The following is a 20,920-nucleotide window of genomic DNA, read 5'->3' on the forward strand; positions in this document are numbered from 1 at the left end:
ATATACCTTACATGTGTTCGAGATCTGATTTGGACAGATCAGGGTTGGTCACAAAATCCACGAGTCGCTCGACCGCTCCGATCAGCGTCGAATCGAGATCCCTGAAGGTGTGCACCGACGAGGACACGCGGCGCCACCCCTCCTTCGGATCCGACCAGCCGAGGCGTCGGCACACACCGGTTTTCCAGTCCTCGCCGTACGGCACCTCAGGCCAGGCGGGGATGCCGACGCTCTTCGGCTTCACAGCAGCCCAGATGTCGATGTACGGGTGGCCGGTAACCAGCACGTGCGGTCCGACGTTTTCCACCAGCCGGGCCTCTTTTGTGCCCTTGATCAGGTGGTCGGCGAGCACACCGATGCGGCGGCCCGGCCCGGGCTGGAACTCGTCGAGACGCGCCTGCAAGTTATCCAGGCCTTCGAGATACTCGACGACGACACCCTCCACGCGCAGGTCGTGACCCCACACCTGCTCCACGATGGCCGCGTCGTGGATGCCCTCCACCCAGATCCGCGACGGCATCGCGACCTTCGCCTGGACGTTGGCGACCTTGCGCGAGCCCGAGTTCGACCGCTTCGGCTCCTCGTTTCGCGGCGCAACGTAGCGCGTGAGCGTCACCCGTTGACCTTCGACCATGAAGGCACCCGGCAGCATCTTGAACAGCCGCTGCGTGCCGTAGCGGTCCTCGAGGCGCACAAAGTCGCCGTCGTAGGTGCGCTCGAACCCGACGACCGCGCCGACGAAATCGTTGCCCACGATCTCCACGATGACGCCCGGCTCCGCAGGCATCGCCGGGTAGGTCGGCCGTTTCGTGCGTGCGTGGCCCTTAAAAATATCTCCGCTGTACCGGCTATCTCCCATAGTGTTTCCGCATTCTATCGGCCCGGCTACACTTGCCCGGATGCACACGCGCGCACAGGTTTATTCGCCACTGCAAAACACCGCCGTCTGGTTGGCGGCGTGGCTCTACAACGTCGAATCCACGGACGAGACCATCGATGCGCTCACCGACCTCGGCGGCACCCACACCTTTGACGGTGCCCCGATGGTGCAATTGCTTCACGACGTCCGCACCGCCGCCGACCTCGAATCACCTGAACCTGCCGTGCGGCTGGTGCTGTGGGGCCCAGGCCAGGCACCGCGGCTGCGTGCAGACTCTCCCGCGATGGAAGCGCTGACTCAGGCGGGCGCGCTCGTGGTCCGGGGCGGAGGCGCCAACCACATTCTGGTGCCCGACTATTCGGCGGACGGGGTGCGCTGGCGGTGGTTCGAGGACTACGAGCCGTTGCCTGAGCCGGAATGGCTCACGCCAGGCGAGGCCGACCAGCTGCTCTCACGCGCAACAAATGAGGCGGCTGTGCTCATCGAGGCCGCCGGCGGCACGCGCAAGGAACTGCCCAACCCAAGGCTGGCGGTGGGTACCCTGGCGGATTTTTACGACACCCCGGGCTTGCCGGCCGGTGTCACACCACGCGCCGCCAAACTGTTCGCGAGGGCGGACCGTGTGGCGGCGACCATCGAGACGGTGACGGAGCGTCTCGACGACCACACCTTCGATCCCCACCTGTTCGCCCTGTGGCGCCACGTTCGCTCCGCACGCATGGCGGGCGTGTCTGACGCGGTGGTTGATTACCGCCGCGAGTACATGCGTGCTTAAGCGTTCGCGGCCGGGCGCGCTGGGCGCTTCACCGGCGCACAGCAGCCTTCCCTGCAAGGCGCGCCGTTGACGGTACAGCCCTGCACGGTGACGCTAGACAAGGTTTTAGGCTTGACGTCGCCGCCTACTGCTGCCGCAATGTCGACCACCATGCCGGCGAACTCCGCATCGAGCCCCACCGTGGGCACACGGTCGAGCGTGACCCCCAGGTCGTCGCAGGTCTGCTTGAGCTCGGTGTCGAGGTCCCAAACGACCTCCATGTGGTCGGTGATAAAGCCGAGCGGCACGCAGATCAGGTGCTCGAAGCCCCCGGCAGCGTGCAGCTCCTCGGTCCTGTCAACAACATCGGGCTCCAGCCACGGCGTCGCCGGGTTGCCGGAGCGCGATTGCCACACCACCTCGTAGTCCTCAACGCCGGCTTGATTCGCGACGAGCGCGGCCGCCTCCGTAACCTGCCGCGAGTACAGATTCGCATCCGTCGGACCACCTGCGGCGTTGTCTGCAACAGTGGGCACGCTGTGTGCCGTGAATAGGATCTTCGTCGCCTCAGGTGCGCGTTCGACTGCTGCGCGCAAGTTGTCGGCCATCAGTTGCACAAACGTCGGGTGGCCGTAGAACTGCCAGAGCTTCGTGTACTCGATCTCCGGGGTGACCTCGCGGATGCGCTGAATGTCCTCGTCGTACTGGCGGCACGCGGAGTAGCCGCCCCAGGCTGACGTGGCGAAGACGAGGACGCGGCGGTGGTCGTCGTCAAGCAACTGCTTCGCGGTGTCTTCGGCGAACGGGTGCCAGTTGCGGTTGCCGAAGTAGACGGGAAGATCGATGCCGCGGCGGTCGAGTTCCGCCTCGATGTTTGCGATGAGATCGCGGTTTTGCGCGTTGATCGGGCTGACACCCCCGAAGTGGAAGTAGTGCTCGCCCACCTGCGCGAGACGCTCCCGCGGGATGCCGCGGCCGCGCGTGACGTTCTCAAGAAAAGGAATAACCTCGTCCTCCCCCTCGGGGCCACCGAAGGAGAGGACGAGGAGTGCATCGTAGTCGTGTAGAGCCATGGTCTTGAGCCTAGACCGTGGCCCGATCCGCTAGAGCAGGCGGACCGCGTTCGGGGTCATGCCCGACCAGCGCACTGGCGAGATCTTCACGTTCTGGCCGGACTGAGGCGCTTCGATCATGGTGCCGTCGCCAAGGTAGATCGCCACGTGCTGGCTGCCGCCCGGGCCCCAGAACAATAGGTCGCCGCGCTGGGCCTCGCTCGCCGGCACGTGCGTGCCACGCTGGTACTGGTAGCCGGTGTAGTGCGGCAGCGCGATACCGGCGCCCGCAAACGCGTAGAGGACGAGGCCGGAGCAGTCGAAACCGGACTGGCCGGAGCCCTCCAGGCCGTTGGTCGGTCCGTTGGCGTCGCCGCCACCCCACACGTACGGGGTGCCGATCATCGACTGTGCACGGGCAATCACTGCCTCAACCTGGGACGAATCGGATACCGCCGCCGAGGCCTGCTGCGCCTCCTCCGAGATCTCCGCCGCAGTCTGGAGCTCCGGCAGCACTGCTTCGACCGTGTCGGAGGTGGGCTCCACCTCGCCGATCGCGCCCGTCAATCCGTCAGCGAATGCGGTGACCAGCTCGCTGGATCCGCCGTCGCGGAACGCGTCCGCGAACGACCCGTGGTTGGCGGCCACGCCACCGACGAGCGCGACACCGGCGGCGATGGCGCCCGCCTTGGCGATGGCGTCGTCGTCAAGCTGCGGCAGCCCCGCGGCCGACGACAACGCCGCGATCTCGCCCGCGTCCGCCGTGGCGTTGCTGTCGGAGGATGTCTGGGCAACAACGCGCACCGCATCGACGATCGCCTCGCGGCTCGGCTCGCCTGCCTCCGGCGAGGTGCCTGAGATGCGGTCGCGCACCCGATCCACAACCTCTTCCGGCACCTCGTAGGTGGCGTCGCCGCGCGAGACGGTCAGCGTCGCCGCGTAGGGGCTGGCAACCGCGCTGTCTTCGGTGGCGTTGTCCTCGTTGGCTTTGCCCTCCGGCGCGCGCTGCTCGTCCAATTCGGACTGGGCGGCGTCGAGCTCACGCTGCGCAGCGTCGCGCTCAGCGGCACTGGCCTCCATAGCGGCGCGGTTGTCGTCGAGAAGCCTGCGAGCTTCAGCTTCCGCGGCTTCCGCTTCCTTCGCGGATGCGTCAGCTAACTCGCGCGTTTCGCGCAGCGTCGCCTCCTCGTTCGCGGCTTCAGCACGTGCGCGCTCCGCTTCCTCGAGCTTCGCACGCTTTTCCTCGGAGCGTTGACGCAGGAACAACGAGCGGTCCAGCACGTCGCGCTGCGTATCTTTCCCGCTGATCGCGGTGAGAGCATCGCTTGCCGACGCCCCCCTGTACTGCGAGCGGCTCAACTCCTCGAGTTCAGTGCGGAGCTTCTCCACGCGTGCTTGGGCGTCGTCGAGACGCTTCTTCGCCTCCTGCTCGCCGAGACGGGCTTGCTCCGCCTTCGCCTGGGCGTCGTGGAGGTCCACCAGCGACTGGTTGACGGCCTCTTGGAGTCCGCCAAGGTCGAGGTTGCGGGCATCGACGTCTGCCTGTGCCTTGGAAACAGCGGAAACGAGCTCGCTGACCGCTGACGTTGAGCTCTGACCAGACGCGGACGGGCTGACGAGGCCCATCACGAGAGAAATTGTTGCGGCACATGCGGCAGTACCGAACGCGTTTCGCGCACGGTTCAGCCGCGTGCCCCTTTGTGGGTTAGCCACGAAGGTGCTCCTCACACCGCACGCAGCGCACCACAGCAACAGCCCACAGGCGATCAAGAAAGACCTGCGGACGTGCCAAAAGCGCGCAAAAGAACCCTGACTAGGGGCTCGACGTGCGGTCCTAGATGTTGACTACTGACGCGGCAACGCGAACCGACAGCAGCGACAACGCAGTCAGATGAGTCTCAGTTCTCGGCGTGCTTCCCCACATGCCCGAACTTGAATCAAGGCGCTTGACTAGAGCGCCTTATGTGGTCCCATCGTGAAAGGTGCGACAACTATCGACCCACGAGCCGATACGGGAACCATACGTCAAGGCAACTGACTTGTATCCCTTTTGTTACACAAAGCTGCTTGAGTCAAGACGTTTCACATGATTCACACCCGCCTCACCTGCGCGGATTGGCACACCGTTTACGCGTGTGACATTCGTCACTCACCGAATCGGGGGTGGGCAGTTGCAGGGGCGTACCCGAGGGTTGTGGATGCAGTCAAGTGTTGGGGCTTGTCTTACCGGCGGCTAGCGCGAAAGGTAAACAGCGCGACGCACAACAGCACCAGAACGATCAGCCCCACAACAAGCAGCCAATTCACGTGAAATCCGGCTGCTTCAGCTGCAAACGCATGGAGACCGGCCACATAGTCTGGTTCAGCAACCATGGCCAGCTGCCCGCGTTCTATTTGGGCGCGGGTGAGGTTCTCGCTCACCCCAACTGCTACATGCGGGGTGCGCACCAGAACGGTGTCGAAGTCCGTTTGGCCGGCTACGTCCTGGGCGAGGTCGCGGAGATCAGCGACCTGCTTCGGCGTCTGCTCCAGCACGATGACCGCGGCCGGGTCGATAAGTGCGGTGTCCGGAGCGTCGAGTGCACCCTCGAGCCCGCCGCGCAGGCCGTCGTTGACCGGATTGTCGGTGCCGAATGCCACGGGAGAGGCACCGAGCTGTGCGATGAGCTCTTCGAGCGTGGTCTCCGGCTGCACGGACGGCTCCTTTTATTCGGCGTGCGGGGTACGTCTGATGAGTGTAGTTGCGGGGTCCAGGGTGTCGTCGTTAAGCAAAATGCGAAAACATAACGATCGTACTGTTAGTATCGGAGAGGATCTATGGCGAGTCGCTTAGTATGGGGCTTGACCATAGGGTCATCATCCCTGTTTTGAATTACAACGAGGAATGGAGCTCACCGTGGCAGAAAGCAAGAATTCTTTCGGTGCCAAGAAGACGCTCGAGGTCGGCGACAAGTCTTACGACTACTACGCGCTCGACGCTGTTGAAGGCATGGAGAAACTCCCCTACTCCCTGAAGGTGTTGGGCGAGAATCTCCTGCGCACCGAGGACGGCAAGAACGTCACCGAAGACCACATCAAGGCCATTGCGAACTGGGATCCCTCGGCAGAGCCGAGCGTGGAAATCCAGTTCACCCCGGCACGTGTGCTGATGCAGGACTTCACCGGTGTGCCGTGTGTTGTCGACCTTGCAACAATGCGTGAGGCCGTATCTTCGCTCGGCGGAAACCCGGACCAGGTTAACCCGCTGAACCCGGCCGAAATGGTCATCGACCACTCGGTAATTATCGAGGCATTCGGTTCCGACAGCGCCATCGAGAAGAACGTGGAGATCGAGTACCAGCGCAATGAGGAGCGCTACCAGTTCCTGCGCTGGGGTGCGGAGAACTTCTCCAACTTCCGCGTCGTGCCGCCGGGAACCGGCATTGTCCACCAGGTCAACATCGAGTACCTCTCCCGCGTCGTGTTCGACAACGAGGGCGTGGCCTACCCTGACACCTGCATCGGCACCGACTCCCACACCACCATGGAAAACGGCCTGGGCATCCTGGGCTGGGGCGTCGGCGGCATCGAGGCTGAGGCTGCGATGCTCGGCCAGCCGGTGTCCATGCTTATCCCGCGCGTTGTGGGCTTCAAGCTCACCGGCGAAATCCCGGCTGGCGTGACGGCGACCGACGTCGTGCTCACCATCACCGAAATGCTCCGCGAGCACGGCGTGGTGCAGAAGTTCGTCGAGTTCTACGGCAACGGTGTCAAGGAGATCCCGCTGGCCAACCGCGCGACCATCGGCAACATGTCGCCGGAGTTCGGCTCCACCTGTGCGATCTTCCCGATCGACGAGGAGACCATCAACTACCTGCACCTGACCGGTCGCTCCCAGGAGGACATCGACCGCGTCGAGGCATACGCCAAGGCGCAGGGCATGTGGCTCGAGCAGGACGCCACCGAGGCCGAGTACTCCGAGTACCTCGAGCTGGACCTGTCCACCGTCGTGCCGTCCATCGCTGGCCCGAAGCGCCCGCAGGACCGCATTCTGCTTTCCGAGTCCAAGGACACCTTCCGCAAGCAGCTGCCGGACTACAACACCGCCGGCGAAGGCACTGAAGAGCCGGTGCGCGCTGAGAAGGTCGACGCTGTTTCCTACAACGAGTCCTGGCCGGCCAATGGCGAATCGGCAGCCGAGGGTGCTGAGGGCCGTGCTTCCAAGCCGGTCATCGTCGAGTCCCCGCAGGGCGGCGAGTACACCCTCGATCACGGTTTCGTGGCCATTGCCGCAGTGACCTCGTGCACCAACACCTCCAACCCGTCCGTCATGGTCGGTGCCGCGCTGCTGGCACGTAAGGCCGCCGAGAAGGGCCTCAAGGCGAAGCCGTGGGTCAAGACGATTATGGCTCCGGGCTCCCAGGTCGTCGACGGCTACTACGACCGTGCAGACCTGTGGAAGGACCTCGAGGCCGTCGGCTTCTACCTGTCGGGCTTCGGCTGCGCTTCCTGCATCGGCAACTCCGGCCCGCTGCCGGCTGAGGTCTCCGAGGCAGTCAACGAGTTCGACCTCACCGCAACCGCTGTGCTGTCCGGTAACCGCAACTTCGAGGGCCGCATCTCCCCGGATGTGAAGATGAACTACCTCGCGTCCCCGCTGCTGGTCATCGCCTACGCGATTGCCGGCACGATGGACTTCGACTTCGAGTCCCAACCGCTCGGTCAGGACGCTGACGGCAACGATGTCTTCCTCAAGGACGTCTGGCCGTCCACCGAGGAGATCGAAGAGACCATCGCCGGTACCATCTCCCGCGAGATGTACGAGAAGGACTACGCGGACGTCTTCAAGGGCGACGAGCAGTGGCAGGGCCTCGACATCCCGACCGGCAAGACCTTCGACTGGAACGAGGACTCCACCTACATCCGCAAGGCGCCGTACTTCGACGGCATGCCGGAGCAGCCGGAGGACGTCAAGGACATCGAGGGCGCACGCGTGCTGGCGAAGCTGGGCGATTCGGTGACCACCGACCACATCTCGCCCGCGTCGTCCATCAAGCCGGGCACCCCGGCGGCGAACTACCTCGACGAGAACGGTGTGGAGCGCAAGGACTACAACTCCTTCGGTTCCCGCCGCGGCAACCACGAGGTCATGGTTCGCGGCACGTTCGCGAACATTCGCCTGCGCAACCAGCTTGTCGACGAGCAGGGCGGCTTCACCCGCGACTTCACCCAGGAGGGCGCACCGCAGGCGTACATCTACGACGCCGCGATGAACTACGCCGAGAAGGACATCCCGCTCGTCGTCATCGCCGGCAAGGAGTACGGCACTGGTTCCTCCCGTGACTGGGCTGCAAAGGGCACCAACCTCCTTGGCGTCAAGGCAGTCATCGCCGAGTCCTTCGAGCGCATTCACCGTTCGAACCTCATCGGCATGGGCGTGCTGCCGCTGCAGTTCCCGGAGGGCGAGTCCCACGAGTCCCTCGGCCTGGACGGCACGGAGACCTTCACCCTGACGGGCATCACCGAGTTCAACAACGGTGAGATCCCGGCGACGGTCCACGTCAAGGCTGAGAAGGACGGCGCTGAGGCTGTCGAGTTCGACGCCGTGGTCCGCGTGGACACGCCGGGTGAGGCGGAGTACTTCCGCCACGGCGGCATCCTGCAGTACGTGCTGCGTCAGATGGTCAAGAGCTAAACCGCTGTAACACCATCGCCGCGAAGGGGCCTCCGCACGACGCGGGGCCCCTTCCCCCATTTGCCAACCCGTCCCCGAGCATGAGGAGCCAACGGTCATGCCCATCGTGAGCGACGCGGAACTTGCCCGCCGCCGCGGCGAGATCATCGACGCCGCACGCACCTGCTTCGCCGACTACGGCTACGAGGGCGCGACTGTGGCCCGGCTCGAGGAGGCAACGGGTAAGACCCGCGGTGCGATCTTCCACCACTTCGGGGATAAAGAATCGTTGTTCCTCGCGATTGCGAAGGCGGATGCGGAGCGCCAGGCCCAGGTGGTCAGTGAGCAAGGCTTGGTCGAAGTCATGCGTGGGATGCTTCGCGACACGGCTGCCAACGACTGGTTCACCACCCGCGCCGAAATCCTGCGCAAGCTGCGAACAGACCCGAAGTTCGAGGCGCGGTGGCGTGAGCATCAAGAGGTGCTCGACCATGCGGTGCGTGATCGCTTGGAGTCAAATAAGCAGATGCGCGACGACGTCCCCGTGGCCGTCGTCCAGACGTACCTGGAGACAGTGCTGGAAGGGTTCATCACCAAACTAGCCGCCGGAGAACCTGTTGAGCGGCTCGAGGCGATGCTCGACGTGGTAGAACAAGCGGTCCGCGACCCGATGGGGGCCGAATAGACAGAGCGGTATAGACTCGCTCGCATGGCAAAGCTCCTTTTTCTTTCCTTGCGCGACGGCGAGATCGGCCCTGATGTCGCGCACGCCGAGTACCACGACACCCTGCGGGCCACCGGCCTCGACGAGCTGGATATGGAGCTCCGCGTCATCGACTCCCCCGATGCCCAACTCGGACCGCTCGAGCCGGTCAGCGGCATCATCGTCGGCGGCTGCTCGCTCAACGTGACCAACGAGGAGCGCTCGGCCTGGCACAAGCATGTCGACGATGTCCTGGCCACCGTGGTCACCTCCGGCAAGCCCGTCTTTTTCGTCTGCTTCGGCATCTCCTGGCTGGTGGACCACCTCGGCGGCACCGTGGGCCGCACCTCGCCCGAGCCGTCCGGGCCCACCACTGTGGACGTGACTGCAGCCGGGGCCTCCGACCCCGTTCTTGGAGGCGGCGGCACCTTCACGGCGCTGACTGGCCACACCGAAAACCCGGTGGATCTTCCCAAGAACCTGACGGTGCTCGCGACCGGCCCAGCCACACCTGTGCAGATGGTGCGTTACGACGACCGCGTGTGGGCCACCCAATTCCACGCCGAAATGGACGCCGACGCCATGCGTACCCGCATGGACTTCTTCCACGATTACGGCTACTTCCCGGCCGACGAATACGCGCGCATCGTCGCCGATCTGCCCAATCACGACGTCAGCCGGGCGAATTCGCTACTGCGAAACTTCGCCCGGCTGTGCCGTGAGGATTACTTCTCGCTCGACGCTTAGAGCCCGGAGACCGGGTCGTTGCCACCCTCAAAGTCGATCGGGTTACGGGCGAACGGTTCGCCGCGGCCCACCGATTCCACAATCACATCGGCGACGAGTTCGCGCGGGGTTTCGGAATCGGCGTCGCGTGCTTCGTCGAGAAGCGCAATGCCCTTGGCCGGGTCGTCGGTCAGCCGCGTCGGGCCCAGGATCTGGTACGGCAGACTCGAGTCGAGCAGGCGGCGGTCGACGGCCTTTTTGGACTCGACGTAGGCGTACCAGGCGCCGCCGTCGTTTTCCACGGACGCCTCGGAGGCACCAGCGTAGGAAACCATGATGGCAAACGGCGCAAATTCGTCGAGCTCTTCAAGCGCGTCGATCATTGCCATCGCAGCGTCGCGGTCGACCGCCCAGGTGCGCTCCGCGGAGCCTCCGCCGGCGCCCGCAGACCAGACGACGACGTCGAACGGGGTGAGCAGGCGTGCCCAATCCTCCTGATCGAGCGTGGTCAGATCGCGGACGAGGGCGGTTGCGCCGTCGTCGACAAGCTGCTTGGCGTGGTCGGGATTTCGCACGAGTGCGGTGACCTGGTGGCCCGCCTCGACCAACTTGGGAACGGAGTGGCGCGAGACGTTTCCGCCCGCACCGAGGACGAGTACATGCTGTGTTTTCATAACACCAACTGTACGCGTACTTCACGCCTATAATTTCCGCATGCACGCAATTATTACGACCACCGGTAAGGACCGCCCAGGCGTTATCGCCGCAGTCGCAAAGGAAGCGGCCGATCAGGGCCTCAACATCCTCGACGTCTCGCAGACCATCATGGACGACTTCTTCACCATGATCATGCGCGTCGAACTTCCCGAGGGCGACGTGGACATGGGTGCACTTCAGGACGCGTTCGACGCTGCGGGCAAGCCGCTCGGCATGGTCGTACGCATCCAATCCGAGGCGCTGTTCAGCGCAATCAACGACATTTAAGGGGCGCTTGTGAGTTTCGAGTTTTCTGACGCGCGTTTCCTCGACGTCATCCGGATGATCGAGGATTACCGCCTGGACATCCGAACCGTGACTATGGGCATCTCGCTTATCGGCTGCACCCGCTCCACGATGGAGGCCACCGCGCAGGCTGTGTACGACCGCGTGACTGAGCGCGCGGCGAATTTGGTCACAGTGTGCGAGGGCATCGAGCGGGAGCTGGGGATCCCGATCGTGAACAAGCGCATCTCGGTCTCCCCCGTCGCCCTCGTCGCGGCTGGTGTGGACGGCAACCCCGTCGACATCGCCCGCGCACTGGATCGCGCAGCGGCCGAACTTGGCGTGAACTTCGTCGGCGGATACTCCGCGCTGGTTGAAAAAGGCGGCACCACTGCCGACAAGCGGTTGATCTACTCCATCCCCGAGGCGCTGTCCGAGACGGACAACGTGTGCAGTTCCGTCAACGTCGCCTCCTCGCGCGCCGGCATCAACATGAACGCCGTGGCAAAGATGGGTGAGATCGTCAAGGAAGCTGCGGAATTGACCGCTGATCGCTCCTCCATCGCCTGCGCCAAGCTGGTTGTTTTCGCCAACGCAGTGGGCGACAACCCGTTCATGGCGGGAGCGTTCCACGGCATTGAGGAGCCAGACACGGTCATTTCAGTTGGCGTGTCGGGCCCCGGTGTCGTCGACAATGCGATTGCCCCTCTCAAGGGTGCGTCCTTGAACGAGGTTGCCGAAGAGATTAAAAAGGCCGCGTTCAAGATCACCCGCGCGGGGCAGCTCGTCGGAACGCTCGCAGCAGAACGCATCGGTGTGCCGTTCGGCATCGTAGACCTGTCGCTCGCCCCGACCGCGGAGATGGGCGATTCGGTCGCGCACGTTCTCGAACGAATGGGACTCGATCAGGTGGGCACCCACGGCACGACCGCTGCACTTGCCCTGCTCAACGACGCGGTGAAGAAGGGCGGCATGATGGCCTGCTCACGCGTCGGCGGCCTGTCCGGCTCGTTCATCCCGGTCTCCGAGGACAAGGGCATGATCGACGCAGTGAACTCCGGCGCAATCTCGATGGACAAGCTCGAGGCGATGACCTCGATCTGCTCCGTGGGCTTCGACATGATCGCCATCCCTGGCGACACCTCCGCCGAACTCATCGCGGGCATGATTGCCGACGAAGCCGCAATCGGCGTGATGAACCATAAGACCACCGCGTCGCGCCTGATCCCCGTACCCGGCACCACGCCTGGCGACGAGGTGAACTTCGGCGGTCTTCTCGGCTACGCCCCGGTGATTCCGGTGAACACCGTCGGCAACGACGAGTTCATCCACCGCGGCGGGTTCATCCCTGCCCCGGTGCACGGGTTTAGAAACTAGCGCTTCTTGCCAATGAGCAGGTAGCCCACCCAACCAAGCGTGTTTACTGCGCCGATGATTGGAGTCCAAAGCCACTTCGGGCCACGGATGCGCTTGGAGTTAGTGCGAGCCAAGTCCCGAAGTGCGTACGCCTTGCCTGCGGTATCGATAGTCGCAAGGACGCCAGCAAACGTTTTTTGGTCGGAGGACAGACCGTTCCAGGCGTCCTTGATGGAGCGAATAATTCCGTTGTTCTTTGCCATGCTGATGATCTTAGCGGGCTGTAAGGCGTCATCGACAAGCGCTATGCCCGCTCAACAGGATCGTAAATAAGATGCGAGCGAGCGTCGGATGCGCCGATCACCGACATTGTTCCATCAGTTTCGAGGATCACAGCCTCGACAGCGTCCAACCCGGCGGAACCGCTCTTGCGCACCGCTTGTAACACCTCACGCTCAGTCACGCGCTCGCTCGCCATAGTCTTCCGGTTAAAGGCGCCCCCGGAGTACAACAGCGCCGGCTCCGATTTAATTAAACGTTCGAACCGATCAGATTTGAACGCAAGCTTGGAAATGATGTACTGCCCACCGAGCAAAATGATAATAGCCGTCACTGACTGGGCGAGTTTGACGTCTTTGCTGGTCAGTGTGGAGGCGAAGACGGACCCGAGGGCCACGGTAATGACGAAGTCGAAGATGTTGAATTTGGACAACGAACGCTTACCGGAGATCTGCAGCATCACGATGAGCGCCACGTAGATGAGAAGCCCTTTTCCGGCTGTACTAAGAACGGTGGTCCAGTCGTTGTAGAAAATGTCGCGCATTGTGCCAAGTCTACGGACGCTGCTGCTATGCCAGCTCGACAATCTCCATGTATTCGTCGCTCCACATGTCCTCGTCACCTTCGGGCATGATGATGACCCGCTCCGGTTCGAGCGCGCGCACCGCGCCCGGGTCGTGAGTCACAAGCACGACAGCGCCCGTGTAGGTCTTCAACGCGTCGAGAACCTGTTCGCGGGACTGGGGGTCGAGGTTGTTGGTGGGCTCATCGAGAAGCAACACGTTCGCGCGCGACGACACCAGGGTGGCAAGCGCAAGCCGGGTCTTCTCGCCGCCCGAGAGGGTGCCGGCGGGCTGCTCCAACTTTTCGCCCGAAAACATGAAGGCGCCGAGCAGGCCGCGCAGGTCCTGCTGGCCGGCATCCGGGCAGGCCTCGATGGTGTTCTCCCACACCGTCTTCGAACCGTCGATCGTGTCGTGCTCCTGGGCGAAGTACCCGATCTTCAGGCCGTGACCCGAGACCACGCCGCCCTCGCCGTCGGTGCGCTCCACACCTGCAAGCAGCTTCAGCAGCGTCGTCTTGCCAGCGCCGTTGGTGCCCAAGACGACGACGCGGGAACCCTTGTCCACCGCGAGGTCAACGCCCGCGAACACCTCGAGCGAGCCGTACATCTTGGTCAGCCCCTTGCCGAACAGCGGGGTTTTGCCGCACGGCGCCGGCTCCGGAAAAGAAATCGAGGCAACCTTGTCGGCGACGCGGACGTCGTCGAGCTCGCCCATCATGCGCTCCGCACGCGCCAGCATCTGCTTCGCCGCCGCTGCCTTAGTCGCCTTCGCACCAAGCTTCGCGGCCTGCTTCTGCAGCGCGGAGGCTTTCTTCTCGGCGTTCGCGCGCTCGCGGCGCCGGCGAGCCTCGTCGAGGGCGCGAGCGTCCTTGTACTTGGAAAAGCCCATGTTGTACACGTCCGCCTCGGCGCGAACAGCGTCGAGGAACCAGACTTTGTTGCAAACGTCGTCGAGAAGCTCGACGTCGTGCGAGATCATGATCAGCCCGCCCTCGTGCTTGGACAAGAAACCGCGCAGCCAGTTGATGGAGTCGGCGTCGAGGTGGTTGGTGGGCTCGTCGAGAAGCAGAGTGGTCTGCGACTTGCCCGAGCCCTGACGCGAGGCGAACAAAATCTGCGCCAATTCGACGCGGCGACGCTGGCCACCCGAGAGGGTCTTTAGCTGCTGGTCCAACACTCGTTCGGGCAGCCCCAAGTTGTCGCAGATCTGGGCCGCCTCCGAGTTGGCCTCGTAGCCGCCGAGCGCCTGGTAACGCTCCTCTAGCCGGGAAAATTTTGCGATCGCCTTGTCGCGCTTCTCCCCGTCCGTTTCCTCCATCAGCTTCTGCTGCTTGGCCATTGAGCGCTGGATCTGATCCAGCCCGCGGGCAGACAGGACGCGATCGCGGGCGGTCTGCTCGATGTCGCCCTCCTTGGAGTCCTGCGGGAGGTAACCGATCTCACCGGAACGGGTCACCGAGCCGCCGTAGGGCTCGGTCTCCCCCGCCAGGATGCGCATCGTTGTCGTCTTGCCGGCGCCGTTTCGGCCCACCAGGCCGATGCGGTCGCCGGGTTGGACGCGCAGGTGCTGACCGGGGGCGTCGAGAAGCGTGCGCGCGCCGACGCGGACCTCGAGATCATTGGTGACAATCACGGGGGAACACTGTAGCAACCACCCCCAAATCGAGATCTACTTCTTCGACACTGAACGCACGATCCAAATGATCAGCGCGACGATCAGCCCAAACAGGCTGGCAGTACCGAGCATGACCAGAATTTCAACAAACCCAATGTTCACAACAATCCTCCCTCACAACGCGGAAATCCCCCACAGGTTAACAACCTGGGGGGATGTCAAGAGGTGTTTTAGACCGCGAACCCGAGGGCGCGGAGCTGCTCGCGGCCCTCTTCGGTGATGAACTGCGGGCCCCACGGCGGCATCCAGACCCAGTTCAAATCGAGCTCGTCAACCGCGGTATTCGCCACGACGGCCTGGGTCGCCTGGTCCTCGATCACGTCGGTGAGCGGGCAGGCCGGCGAGGTCAGCGTCATGTTGATCACCGCGACCGTCTTGCCGTCGCGCTCCTCGATCCAGGTGTCGTAGACCAGGCCGAGGTCAACCACGTTGATGCCCAGCTCTGGGTCAATCACATCGTGGAGGAACTCCTCCACCTCGCCGACCAGCTTGAGCTGCTCCTCCGTCTGCTGGGGGCGCTCGGCCTGCTTCTCTGCCTCAGTCATTGCTACTCCTTGTCTCCCAGGGCGTCCGACGTCGCCGCCTGGAACGCCTTCCAACCCATCAGCGCGCACTTCACGCGCGCCGGGAACTTCGCCACACCGGCGAACGCCACGCCGTCGCCAATCTTCGATGCATCTCCCTCAACCGTGCCACGGGAGGTGACCATCTCCTCGAACGCGCCGAGCTTCTCCATCGCTTCAGCCACCGGCAGCCCGATGATCTCCTCGGCCATCACCGAGGTGGAGGCCTGCGAGATCGAGCAGCCCTCAGCGTCGTAGGAGACGTCCTCGACCGTGGAGCCGTCGTCTGACAGGTGCACGCGCAAGGTCAGCTCGTCGCCGCACGACGGGTTGACGTGGTGCACCTCCGCCTCGAACGGCTCGCGCAGCCCGGCATGCTGCGGGTTCTTGTAGTGGTCCAGGATCACTTCCTGGTACATGGATTCGAGGTTCATCGCACGAAAAACTCCTTCGCTTTGCTAATCGACGACACCAAGGTATCAACCTCATCCAGCGTGTTGTACAGGTAGAAGCTCGCCCGGGACGTGGACTGCATATCCAGCCCCCGGTGCAGCGGCCACGCGCAGTGGTGGCCGGTGCGGATGGCTACACCCTCGGAGTCGAGCACCTGGCCCAGGTCGTGCGGGTGCACGCCCTCCACCGTGAACGCGATTGCCCCGCCGCGGTTATCCGCGGTGAGCGGGCCAGCGATACGCAGCCCGTCGATGGCCTGCATCTGCTCCAGCGCATACTCGGTGAGTTTGTGCTCATGAGCCTGGATGTCTTCCATCCCGACCTCGGTGAGGAAGCGCACCGCCTCGCCGAGTCCGACGACCTGAGAGGTCATCTGGGTGCCGGCCTCGAACCGCTGCGGCGCCGCAGCGAAGGTGGCCTCCTCCATGCGCACAACCTCGATCATGGAGCCGCCGGTGAGGAACGGCGGCAGCTCGCCCAGGTGCTTCGAATACACCGCGCCGACGCCGTTGGGACCACACATCTTGTGGCCGGAGAACGCGGCGAAGTCGACGTCGAGTGCGTGGAAGTCCACCGGCATGTGCGGCACCGACTGGCAGGCGTCGAGCACCGTGAGCGCTCCGACGGCCTTGGCGCGGCGCACCATCTCGGCGACGTCGGCGTGCGCGCCGGTCACGTTCGACTGGTGGGTGAAGGCCACCACTTTGACGGTGTCATCGAGCTCGAGCGAGTCGAGGTCGATGCGCCCGTCCGGGGTCATCTTGTACCACTTCAGCGTCGCACCGGTGCGGCGCGCAAGCTCCTGCCAGGGCACGAGGTTGGCGTGGTGCTCGAGCTCGGTGATGACGATCGTGTCGCCCTCCCCGACCGCGAACGAACCAGCGCGCGAGTCACCAAGGACGTACGCAACCAGGTTCAGGGCTTCGGTGGCGTTTTTGGTGAACGCGATCTCGTGGTCACGCGCGCCCACGAACGCGGCGATGGCCTCGCGCGCGGACTCGTAGGCGTCGGTGGCCTCCTCGGCCAGCTGGTAAGAGCCGCGGTGCACGGGCGCGTTGCAGCCGAGCACGAAGTCGCGCTCGGCGTCCCACACGCGCTGTGGGCGCTGCGATGTCGCCCCCGAATCCAGGTACACCAGCGGTTTGTTGTCCCGCACGGTGCGCGACAGGATCGGGAATTCCTTGCGAATGGCTTGTACGTCGAGCGCCATTAGATGAACTTCTCGTAGCCCTCGGCCTCGAGCTGGTCGGCGAGCGAGGCGTCGCCGGTCTGCACGATCTTGCCGTCGGCAAAGACGTGAATGAAGTCGGGCTTGACGTAGTTCAAAATGCGCTTGTAGTGCGTAATCATGAGCACGCCGCCGCCGGTCTCCTCCTGGTAGCGGTTGATGCCCTCGGAGACGATGCGCAGCGCGTCAACGTCGAGGCCTGAGTCGGTCTCGTCCATCACGGCGAATTTCGGCTTCATCAGCGCGAGCTGCATCACTTCGTGGCGCTTCTTCTCGCCACCGGAGAAGCCCTCGTTGACGGAGCGCTCCGAGAAGGACTCGTCCATCTGCAGCGCCTCACGGGCGGCGTTGAGCTCGCCGACCCACTCGCGCAGCTTCGGCGCCTCGCCACGCACGGCGGTGATAGCGGAGCGCATGAAGTTAGACGACGACACACCCGGGACCTCGACCGGGTACTGCATGGCCAGGAAGAGGCCTGCGCGGGCGCGCTCGTCGATATCCATCTCGAGGACGTTCTCGCCGTCGAGCAGCACCTCGCCGTCGGTCACCTCGTACCTCGGGTGACCCGCGAGGGTGTACGCGAGGGTGGACTTACCGGAGCCGTTCGGGCCCATGATGGCGTGCGTCTCGCCGCCGTTAATGGTGAGGTTGACGCCCTTCAGGATGGGCTTCGCCTCCTGGCCCTCCTCGGACGGAAGGACGTTGGCGTGCAGGTTCTTAATTTCGAGGGTGGACATACATTGCTCCTTTTAGTTTGCGTTGCGCTCGAGCTCGCCTGCGACACGGGCGATGAGCTCGTCGCGGACCGACTCGACGGGGATCTGGTTGAGGACCTCGTTGAAGAAGCCACGGATGATCAGACGGGTGGCGTCCTCCTCGCGGATGCCGCGGGAGCGCAGGTAGAACAGCTGGTCGTCATCAAAGCGGCCGACCGTTGCGGCGTGGCCGGCACCGGCGATCTCGCCGGTTTCGATCTCCAGGTTCGGGATGGCGTCGGCACGCGCACCGTCGGTGAGCACGAGGTTGCGGTTCGTCTCGTAGGTGTCGGTGCCCTCAGCCTCGGCGCGGATGAGCACGTCGCCCACCCAGCAGGTGCGCGCCTCCGGCAGGTCGGAGGACTTGTCGCCCTGCAGCGCGCCCTTGTACAGCACGTTGGAGCGGCAGTTCGGCACCGCGTGGTCGACGAGCAGGCGGTTCTCGATGTACTGGCCGTCATCCGCGAAGTACACGCCGGTCAGTTCGGCGTCGCCGCCCGGTGCTTCAAATACGACACGCGGGGTGATGCGCACAACTTCGCCGCCGAAGGTTGCCACGTGGTGGCGCAGGCTCGCATCGCGCTTGACGACGACCGACTGCTGCCCCACATGCACAGCGTCGAGCTCCCAATCAGCGTCGACAACGGCGTTCAGGCGGGACCCCTCGCCCACAACCCAGTTGACGTTGTCCGCGTGGGTGCCGGAGCCCTCGTACTTCACCAGTACTGTCGCCGACGAGTGGGTGCCGGTTTCCACCACGATGGTGCCGAAGGTGGTCACATCCGCACCTGCGCCGGTCACGGTAATGGTGATCGGCTCTGCTAACTCCGCGTCGGCCGGAACAGACACCAGGGTGGCGTTTTCCGACGACGTCCACGCCTGAGCCGCGATGCGGTCGACGGGGGCGCCGGCGGCGCGCACGCGCTCGTCGTCAAGCGAAACCTGCTCCACGGTCACCTCGGACGGGCCATCGACCGCGATCTGCGCCGGGGCCTGCGGAGCGAACTTTCCGTTGTGCAGGCCGCGCAGGCGGCGCAGGGATACGAAGCGCCACACCTCGTCACGGCCGCCGGGGACCTCGAAGTCCTCGACGTTGAACGAGGAGAACAGGTCGCCCTTGTTGTTGTGGGTCGTTGCGTTTTTAACAGTCTCGACCATTTAGCCGACCGATCCTTCCATTTGCAGCTCGATGAGGCGGTTGAGCTCCAGGGCGTACTCCATGGGCAGCTCCTTGGCGATCGGCTCGACGAAGCCGCGCACGATCATCGCCATCGCCTCCTCCTCCGGGATGCCTCGCGACATCAGGTAGAACAGCTGGTCCTCGGAGACCTTGGACACCTTCGCCTCGTGGCCGAGGGTGACGCGGTCGTTGCGGATGTCGTTGTACGGGTAGGTGTCCGAACGGGAGATGTTGTCCACCAGCAACGCGTCGCACTCCACGTTGGACACGGAGTTGTGCGCGTTGGCGTTGACATGCACCAGACCGCGGTACGCCGCACGACCGCCACCGCGAGCCACGGACTTGGACACGATCGACGAAGAAGTGTGCGGCGCCATGTGCGTCATCTTCGCGCCGGTGTCCTGGAACTGGCCCTCGCCGGCGAAGGCGACGGAGAGCACCTCGCCGCGCGCGTGTTCGCCGGTCATCCACACGGCCGGGTACTTCATGGTCACCTTGGAGCCGATATTGCCGTCGACCCACTCCATGGTCGCGCCCTCTTCAGCCTTCGCGCGCTTGGTCACCAGGTTGTAGACGTTGTTCGACCAATTCTGGATCGTGGTGTAGCGGCAGCGGCCGCCCTTCTTCACGATGATCTCCACCACGGCAGAGTGCAGCGAGTCCGACTTGTAAATCGGGGCGGTGCAGCCCTCGACGTAGTGCACGTACGCGTCCTCGTCGACGATGATGAGCGTGCGCTCGAACTGACCCATGTTCTCCGTGTTGATGCGGAAGTAGGCCTGCAGCGGGATGTCCACGTGGACCCCCGGCGGGACGTAGATGAAGGAGCCACCGGACCACACCGCGGTGTTCAGCGCCGAGAACTTGTTGTCGCCGGCCGGAATGACCGAGCCGAAGTACTCCTTGAACAGGTCCTCGTGCTCACGCAGGGCAGTATCGGTGTCGACGAAAATGACGCCCTTTTCCTCCAGGTCCTCGCGGATCTGGTGGTAGACCACCTCAGACTCGTACTGCGCTGCGACACCTGCGACGAGGCGCTGCTTCTCCGCCTCCGGGATGCCCAGCTTGTCGTAGGTGCTCTTGATGTCCTCCGGCAGGTCGTCCCAAGACGCGGCCTGCTCCTCGGTGGAGCGGACGTAATACTTGATGTTGTCGAAGTCGATGTCGGACAAGTCGGCGCCCCACGTCGGCATCGGCTTCTTCTCGAAGATCTCGAGCGCCTTCGTGCGCTGGTTGAGCATCCACTCGGGCTCGTTCTTGATGCCCGAGATGTCGCGCACCACCTCCTCGTTCAGGCCGCGGCGCGCGGAGGCGCCGGCGACGTCGGAGTCGTGCCAGCCGTAGTTGTAGGCACCGATGGACTCGATAATTTCGTCGTCGTTCATCGGCTTTTCAAGACCTGGCTTTGGCTTCGCTTCAGTCATTGTCAGCCGCTCCTTTCGTTTCTGTTCCCGTTTGTGCGACAGGGATGTTAGTCGTGCAGATGCCGTGGCCGTCCGCGATGAGGGCGAGCGGTTGCACGTGCGTATCGACGATGCGTGCAATCGCCTCGTGCTCAGCCTCGCAAAGTTCGGGGTGAGCAGCCGCCACCGCGGACACCGGACAGTGGTGTTGGCACAGCTGGATACCTACTGGCGTACGCCGAATGCTGGGCTCGTAACCGTGCGCCTCAAGCGCGTCGGCGACGGAGCGCACCGCGTCTTCCGCGTCCTCCGAATCCGGATCAATTCCGGCGAACATGTGCTCCACACGCCGGCGCGCGAACTCGCGCACCGCTTCCTCTCCCCCGATGGACGCGATGACGTCCACGGCTTCGAGTGCCAGCGTGTCGTAGCTGGTGCCGAAATGCTCCCGGCCTTCGTCGGTGAGCTGGAAGTGCTTCGCTGGGCGCCCGCGGGAGGCCTGGTCTCCTGCCACCGTCCGCGGCGCGCAGGTTTCAGCCAGTCCGTCCTCCACGAGTTTGTCCAGGTGGCGACGTACGCCGGCGGGCGAAAGTCCAAGCTCGGTGCCGATCTCGGCCGCGGCGACGGGACCCTGCTTGAGCAGGGTCGACATCACCTGCGAACGGGTCGACCCGTTCGCGCGGTCTGCAGTGTCGTGCTCTGCCACCGTGCAAC

21 protein-coding genes are annotated in these 20,920 nt (G+C 64.1%); 6 read left to right on the forward strand and 15 right to left on the reverse strand.

Features of this window, described 5'->3' with window-relative positions; all coding sequences use genetic code 11:
• Positions 1-7 precede the first annotated feature (7 nt).
• Positions 8-859: a DUF3097 domain-containing protein gene (locus IAU68_RS06050; RefSeq protein WP_171193995.1), complete on the reverse strand. Its 852-nt coding sequence runs from the start codon at positions 857-859 to the stop codon at positions 8-10.
• A gap of 40 nt (positions 860-899) precedes the next feature.
• Here IAU68_RS06050 and IAU68_RS06055 point away from each other — a divergent pair, with 40 nt between their 5' ends.
• The gene (locus IAU68_RS06055; RefSeq protein ID WP_171193996.1) at positions 900-1,655 is read left to right on the forward strand and encodes a hypothetical protein; all 756 of its coding nucleotides are present in this window, start codon (positions 900-902) and stop codon (positions 1,653-1,655) included.
• On the opposite strand, the gene IAU68_RS06060 is transcribed toward IAU68_RS06055, so the two are convergent.
• From IAU68_RS06060 to IAU68_RS06070, 3 genes are all read right to left on the reverse strand, one after another.
• On the reverse strand, positions 1,652-2,707 hold the full coding sequence (locus IAU68_RS06060; RefSeq protein ID WP_171193997.1) for a ferrochelatase: 1,056 nt from the start codon (positions 2,705-2,707) through the stop codon (positions 1,652-1,654). The genes IAU68_RS06055 and IAU68_RS06060 overlap by 4 nt on opposite strands.
• A 30-nt stretch (positions 2,708-2,737) precedes the next feature.
• On the reverse strand, positions 2,738-4,399 hold the full coding sequence (locus IAU68_RS06065) for a DIP1281 family NlpC/P60 protein (protein WP_407928701.1): 1,662 nt from the start codon (positions 4,397-4,399) through the stop codon (positions 2,738-2,740).
• 510 nt (positions 4,400-4,909) lie between these two features.
• Positions 4,910-5,380, reverse strand: a complete 471-nt coding sequence (locus IAU68_RS06070) for an Rv1476 family membrane protein (RefSeq protein WP_171193998.1) — start codon at positions 5,378-5,380, stop codon at positions 4,910-4,912.
• Between the two features lie 202 nt (positions 5,381-5,582).
• Between IAU68_RS06070 and acnA the strand changes: the two genes are divergently transcribed.
• The 3 genes from acnA to IAU68_RS06085 all read left to right on the forward strand — a co-directional run bounded on the left by acnA (position 5,583) and on the right by IAU68_RS06085 (position 9,789).
• Positions 5,583-8,360 (forward strand): aconitate hydratase AcnA, encoded by a 2,778-nt coding sequence (gene acnA / locus IAU68_RS06075; RefSeq protein ID WP_223111945.1) that lies wholly within the window; start codon positions 5,583-5,585, stop codon positions 8,358-8,360.
• A gap of 97 nt (positions 8,361-8,457) precedes the next feature.
• Positions 8,458-9,024: a TetR/AcrR family transcriptional regulator gene (locus IAU68_RS06080; RefSeq protein ID WP_171194000.1), complete on the forward strand. Its 567-nt coding sequence runs from the start codon at positions 8,458-8,460 to the stop codon at positions 9,022-9,024.
• Positions 9,025-9,048: 24 nt separating this feature from the next.
• Positions 9,049-9,789 (forward strand): glutamine amidotransferase-related protein, encoded by a 741-nt coding sequence (locus IAU68_RS06085; RefSeq protein WP_171194001.1) that lies wholly within the window; start codon positions 9,049-9,051, stop codon positions 9,787-9,789.
• Here IAU68_RS06085 and IAU68_RS06090 read toward each other — a convergent pair.
• A complete protein-coding gene (locus IAU68_RS06090) occupies positions 9,786-10,442 on the reverse strand; it encodes an NAD(P)H-binding protein (protein WP_171194002.1) in 657 nt (218 codons plus the stop codon). The genes IAU68_RS06085 and IAU68_RS06090 overlap by 4 nt on opposite strands.
• Before the next feature lie 40 nt (positions 10,443-10,482).
• Here IAU68_RS06090 and IAU68_RS06095 point away from each other — a divergent pair, with 40 nt between their 5' ends.
• Both IAU68_RS06095 and IAU68_RS06100 read left to right on the forward strand, forming a co-directional pair.
• A complete protein-coding gene (locus tag IAU68_RS06095) occupies positions 10,483-10,752 on the forward strand; it encodes an ACT domain-containing protein (protein WP_171194003.1) in 270 nt (89 codons plus the stop codon).
• A 9-nt stretch (positions 10,753-10,761) separates the two neighbouring features.
• A complete protein-coding gene (locus IAU68_RS06100) occupies positions 10,762-12,126 on the forward strand; it encodes a PFL family protein (RefSeq protein WP_171194004.1) in 1,365 nt (454 codons plus the stop codon).
• Here IAU68_RS06100 and IAU68_RS06105 read toward each other — a convergent pair.
• The 10 genes from IAU68_RS06105 to IAU68_RS06150 all read right to left on the reverse strand — a co-directional run bounded on the left by IAU68_RS06105 (position 12,123) and on the right by IAU68_RS06150 (position 20,912).
• Complete coding sequence (locus IAU68_RS06105) at positions 12,123-12,368, reverse strand: PLDc N-terminal domain-containing protein (protein WP_171194005.1); 246 nt, start codon at positions 12,366-12,368, stop codon at positions 12,123-12,125. The two genes, IAU68_RS06100 and IAU68_RS06105, sit on opposite strands and share 4 nt — an antisense overlap.
• 41 nt (positions 12,369-12,409) lie before the next feature.
• The gene (locus IAU68_RS06110) at positions 12,410-12,928 is read right to left on the reverse strand and encodes a DUF421 domain-containing protein (RefSeq protein WP_171194006.1); all 519 of its coding nucleotides are present in this window, start codon (positions 12,926-12,928) and stop codon (positions 12,410-12,412) included.
• Between the two features lie 25 nt (positions 12,929-12,953).
• Entirely contained in the window at positions 12,954-14,582 is a 1,629-nt protein-coding gene (locus IAU68_RS06115; RefSeq protein WP_171194007.1) for an ABC-F family ATP-binding cassette domain-containing protein, read from the reverse strand.
• A 212-nt stretch (positions 14,583-14,794) separates the two neighbouring features.
• Positions 14,795-15,169, reverse strand: a complete 375-nt coding sequence (locus tag IAU68_RS06120) for a metal-sulfur cluster assembly factor (RefSeq protein WP_171194008.1) — start codon at positions 15,167-15,169, stop codon at positions 14,795-14,797.
• Positions 15,170-15,171: 2 nt separating this feature from the next.
• The gene (gene sufU, locus IAU68_RS06125; protein ID WP_171194009.1) at positions 15,172-15,621 is read right to left on the reverse strand and encodes a Fe-S cluster assembly sulfur transfer protein SufU; all 450 of its coding nucleotides are present in this window, start codon (positions 15,619-15,621) and stop codon (positions 15,172-15,174) included.
• Positions 15,618-16,850, reverse strand: a complete 1,233-nt coding sequence (locus IAU68_RS06130; protein ID WP_171194010.1) for a cysteine desulfurase — start codon at positions 16,848-16,850, stop codon at positions 15,618-15,620. Before IAU68_RS06130 ends, sufU begins: the two co-directional genes overlap by 4 nt.
• Entirely contained in the window at positions 16,850-17,605 is a 756-nt protein-coding gene (gene sufC / locus IAU68_RS06135; protein ID WP_171194011.1) for a Fe-S cluster assembly ATPase SufC, read from the reverse strand. Before sufC ends, IAU68_RS06130 begins: the two co-directional genes overlap by 1 nt.
• 12 nt (positions 17,606-17,617) lie before the next feature.
• On the reverse strand, positions 17,618-18,781 hold the full coding sequence (gene sufD / locus IAU68_RS06140; RefSeq protein WP_171194012.1) for a Fe-S cluster assembly protein SufD: 1,164 nt from the start codon (positions 18,779-18,781) through the stop codon (positions 17,618-17,620).
• The gene (gene sufB, locus IAU68_RS06145) at positions 18,782-20,227 is read right to left on the reverse strand and encodes a Fe-S cluster assembly protein SufB (protein WP_171194013.1); all 1,446 of its coding nucleotides are present in this window, start codon (positions 20,225-20,227) and stop codon (positions 18,782-18,784) included.
• The gene (locus IAU68_RS06150; RefSeq protein ID WP_231698978.1) at positions 20,220-20,912 is read right to left on the reverse strand and encodes a helix-turn-helix transcriptional regulator; all 693 of its coding nucleotides are present in this window, start codon (positions 20,910-20,912) and stop codon (positions 20,220-20,222) included. Before IAU68_RS06150 ends, sufB begins: the two co-directional genes overlap by 8 nt.
• Positions 20,913-20,920 lie beyond the last annotated feature (8 nt).

Origin of the sequence: Corynebacterium lujinxingii (genome assembly GCF_014490555.1) — a bacterium.
Lineage (GTDB): Bacteria > Actinomycetota > Actinomycetes > Mycobacteriales > Mycobacteriaceae > Corynebacterium > Corynebacterium lujinxingii.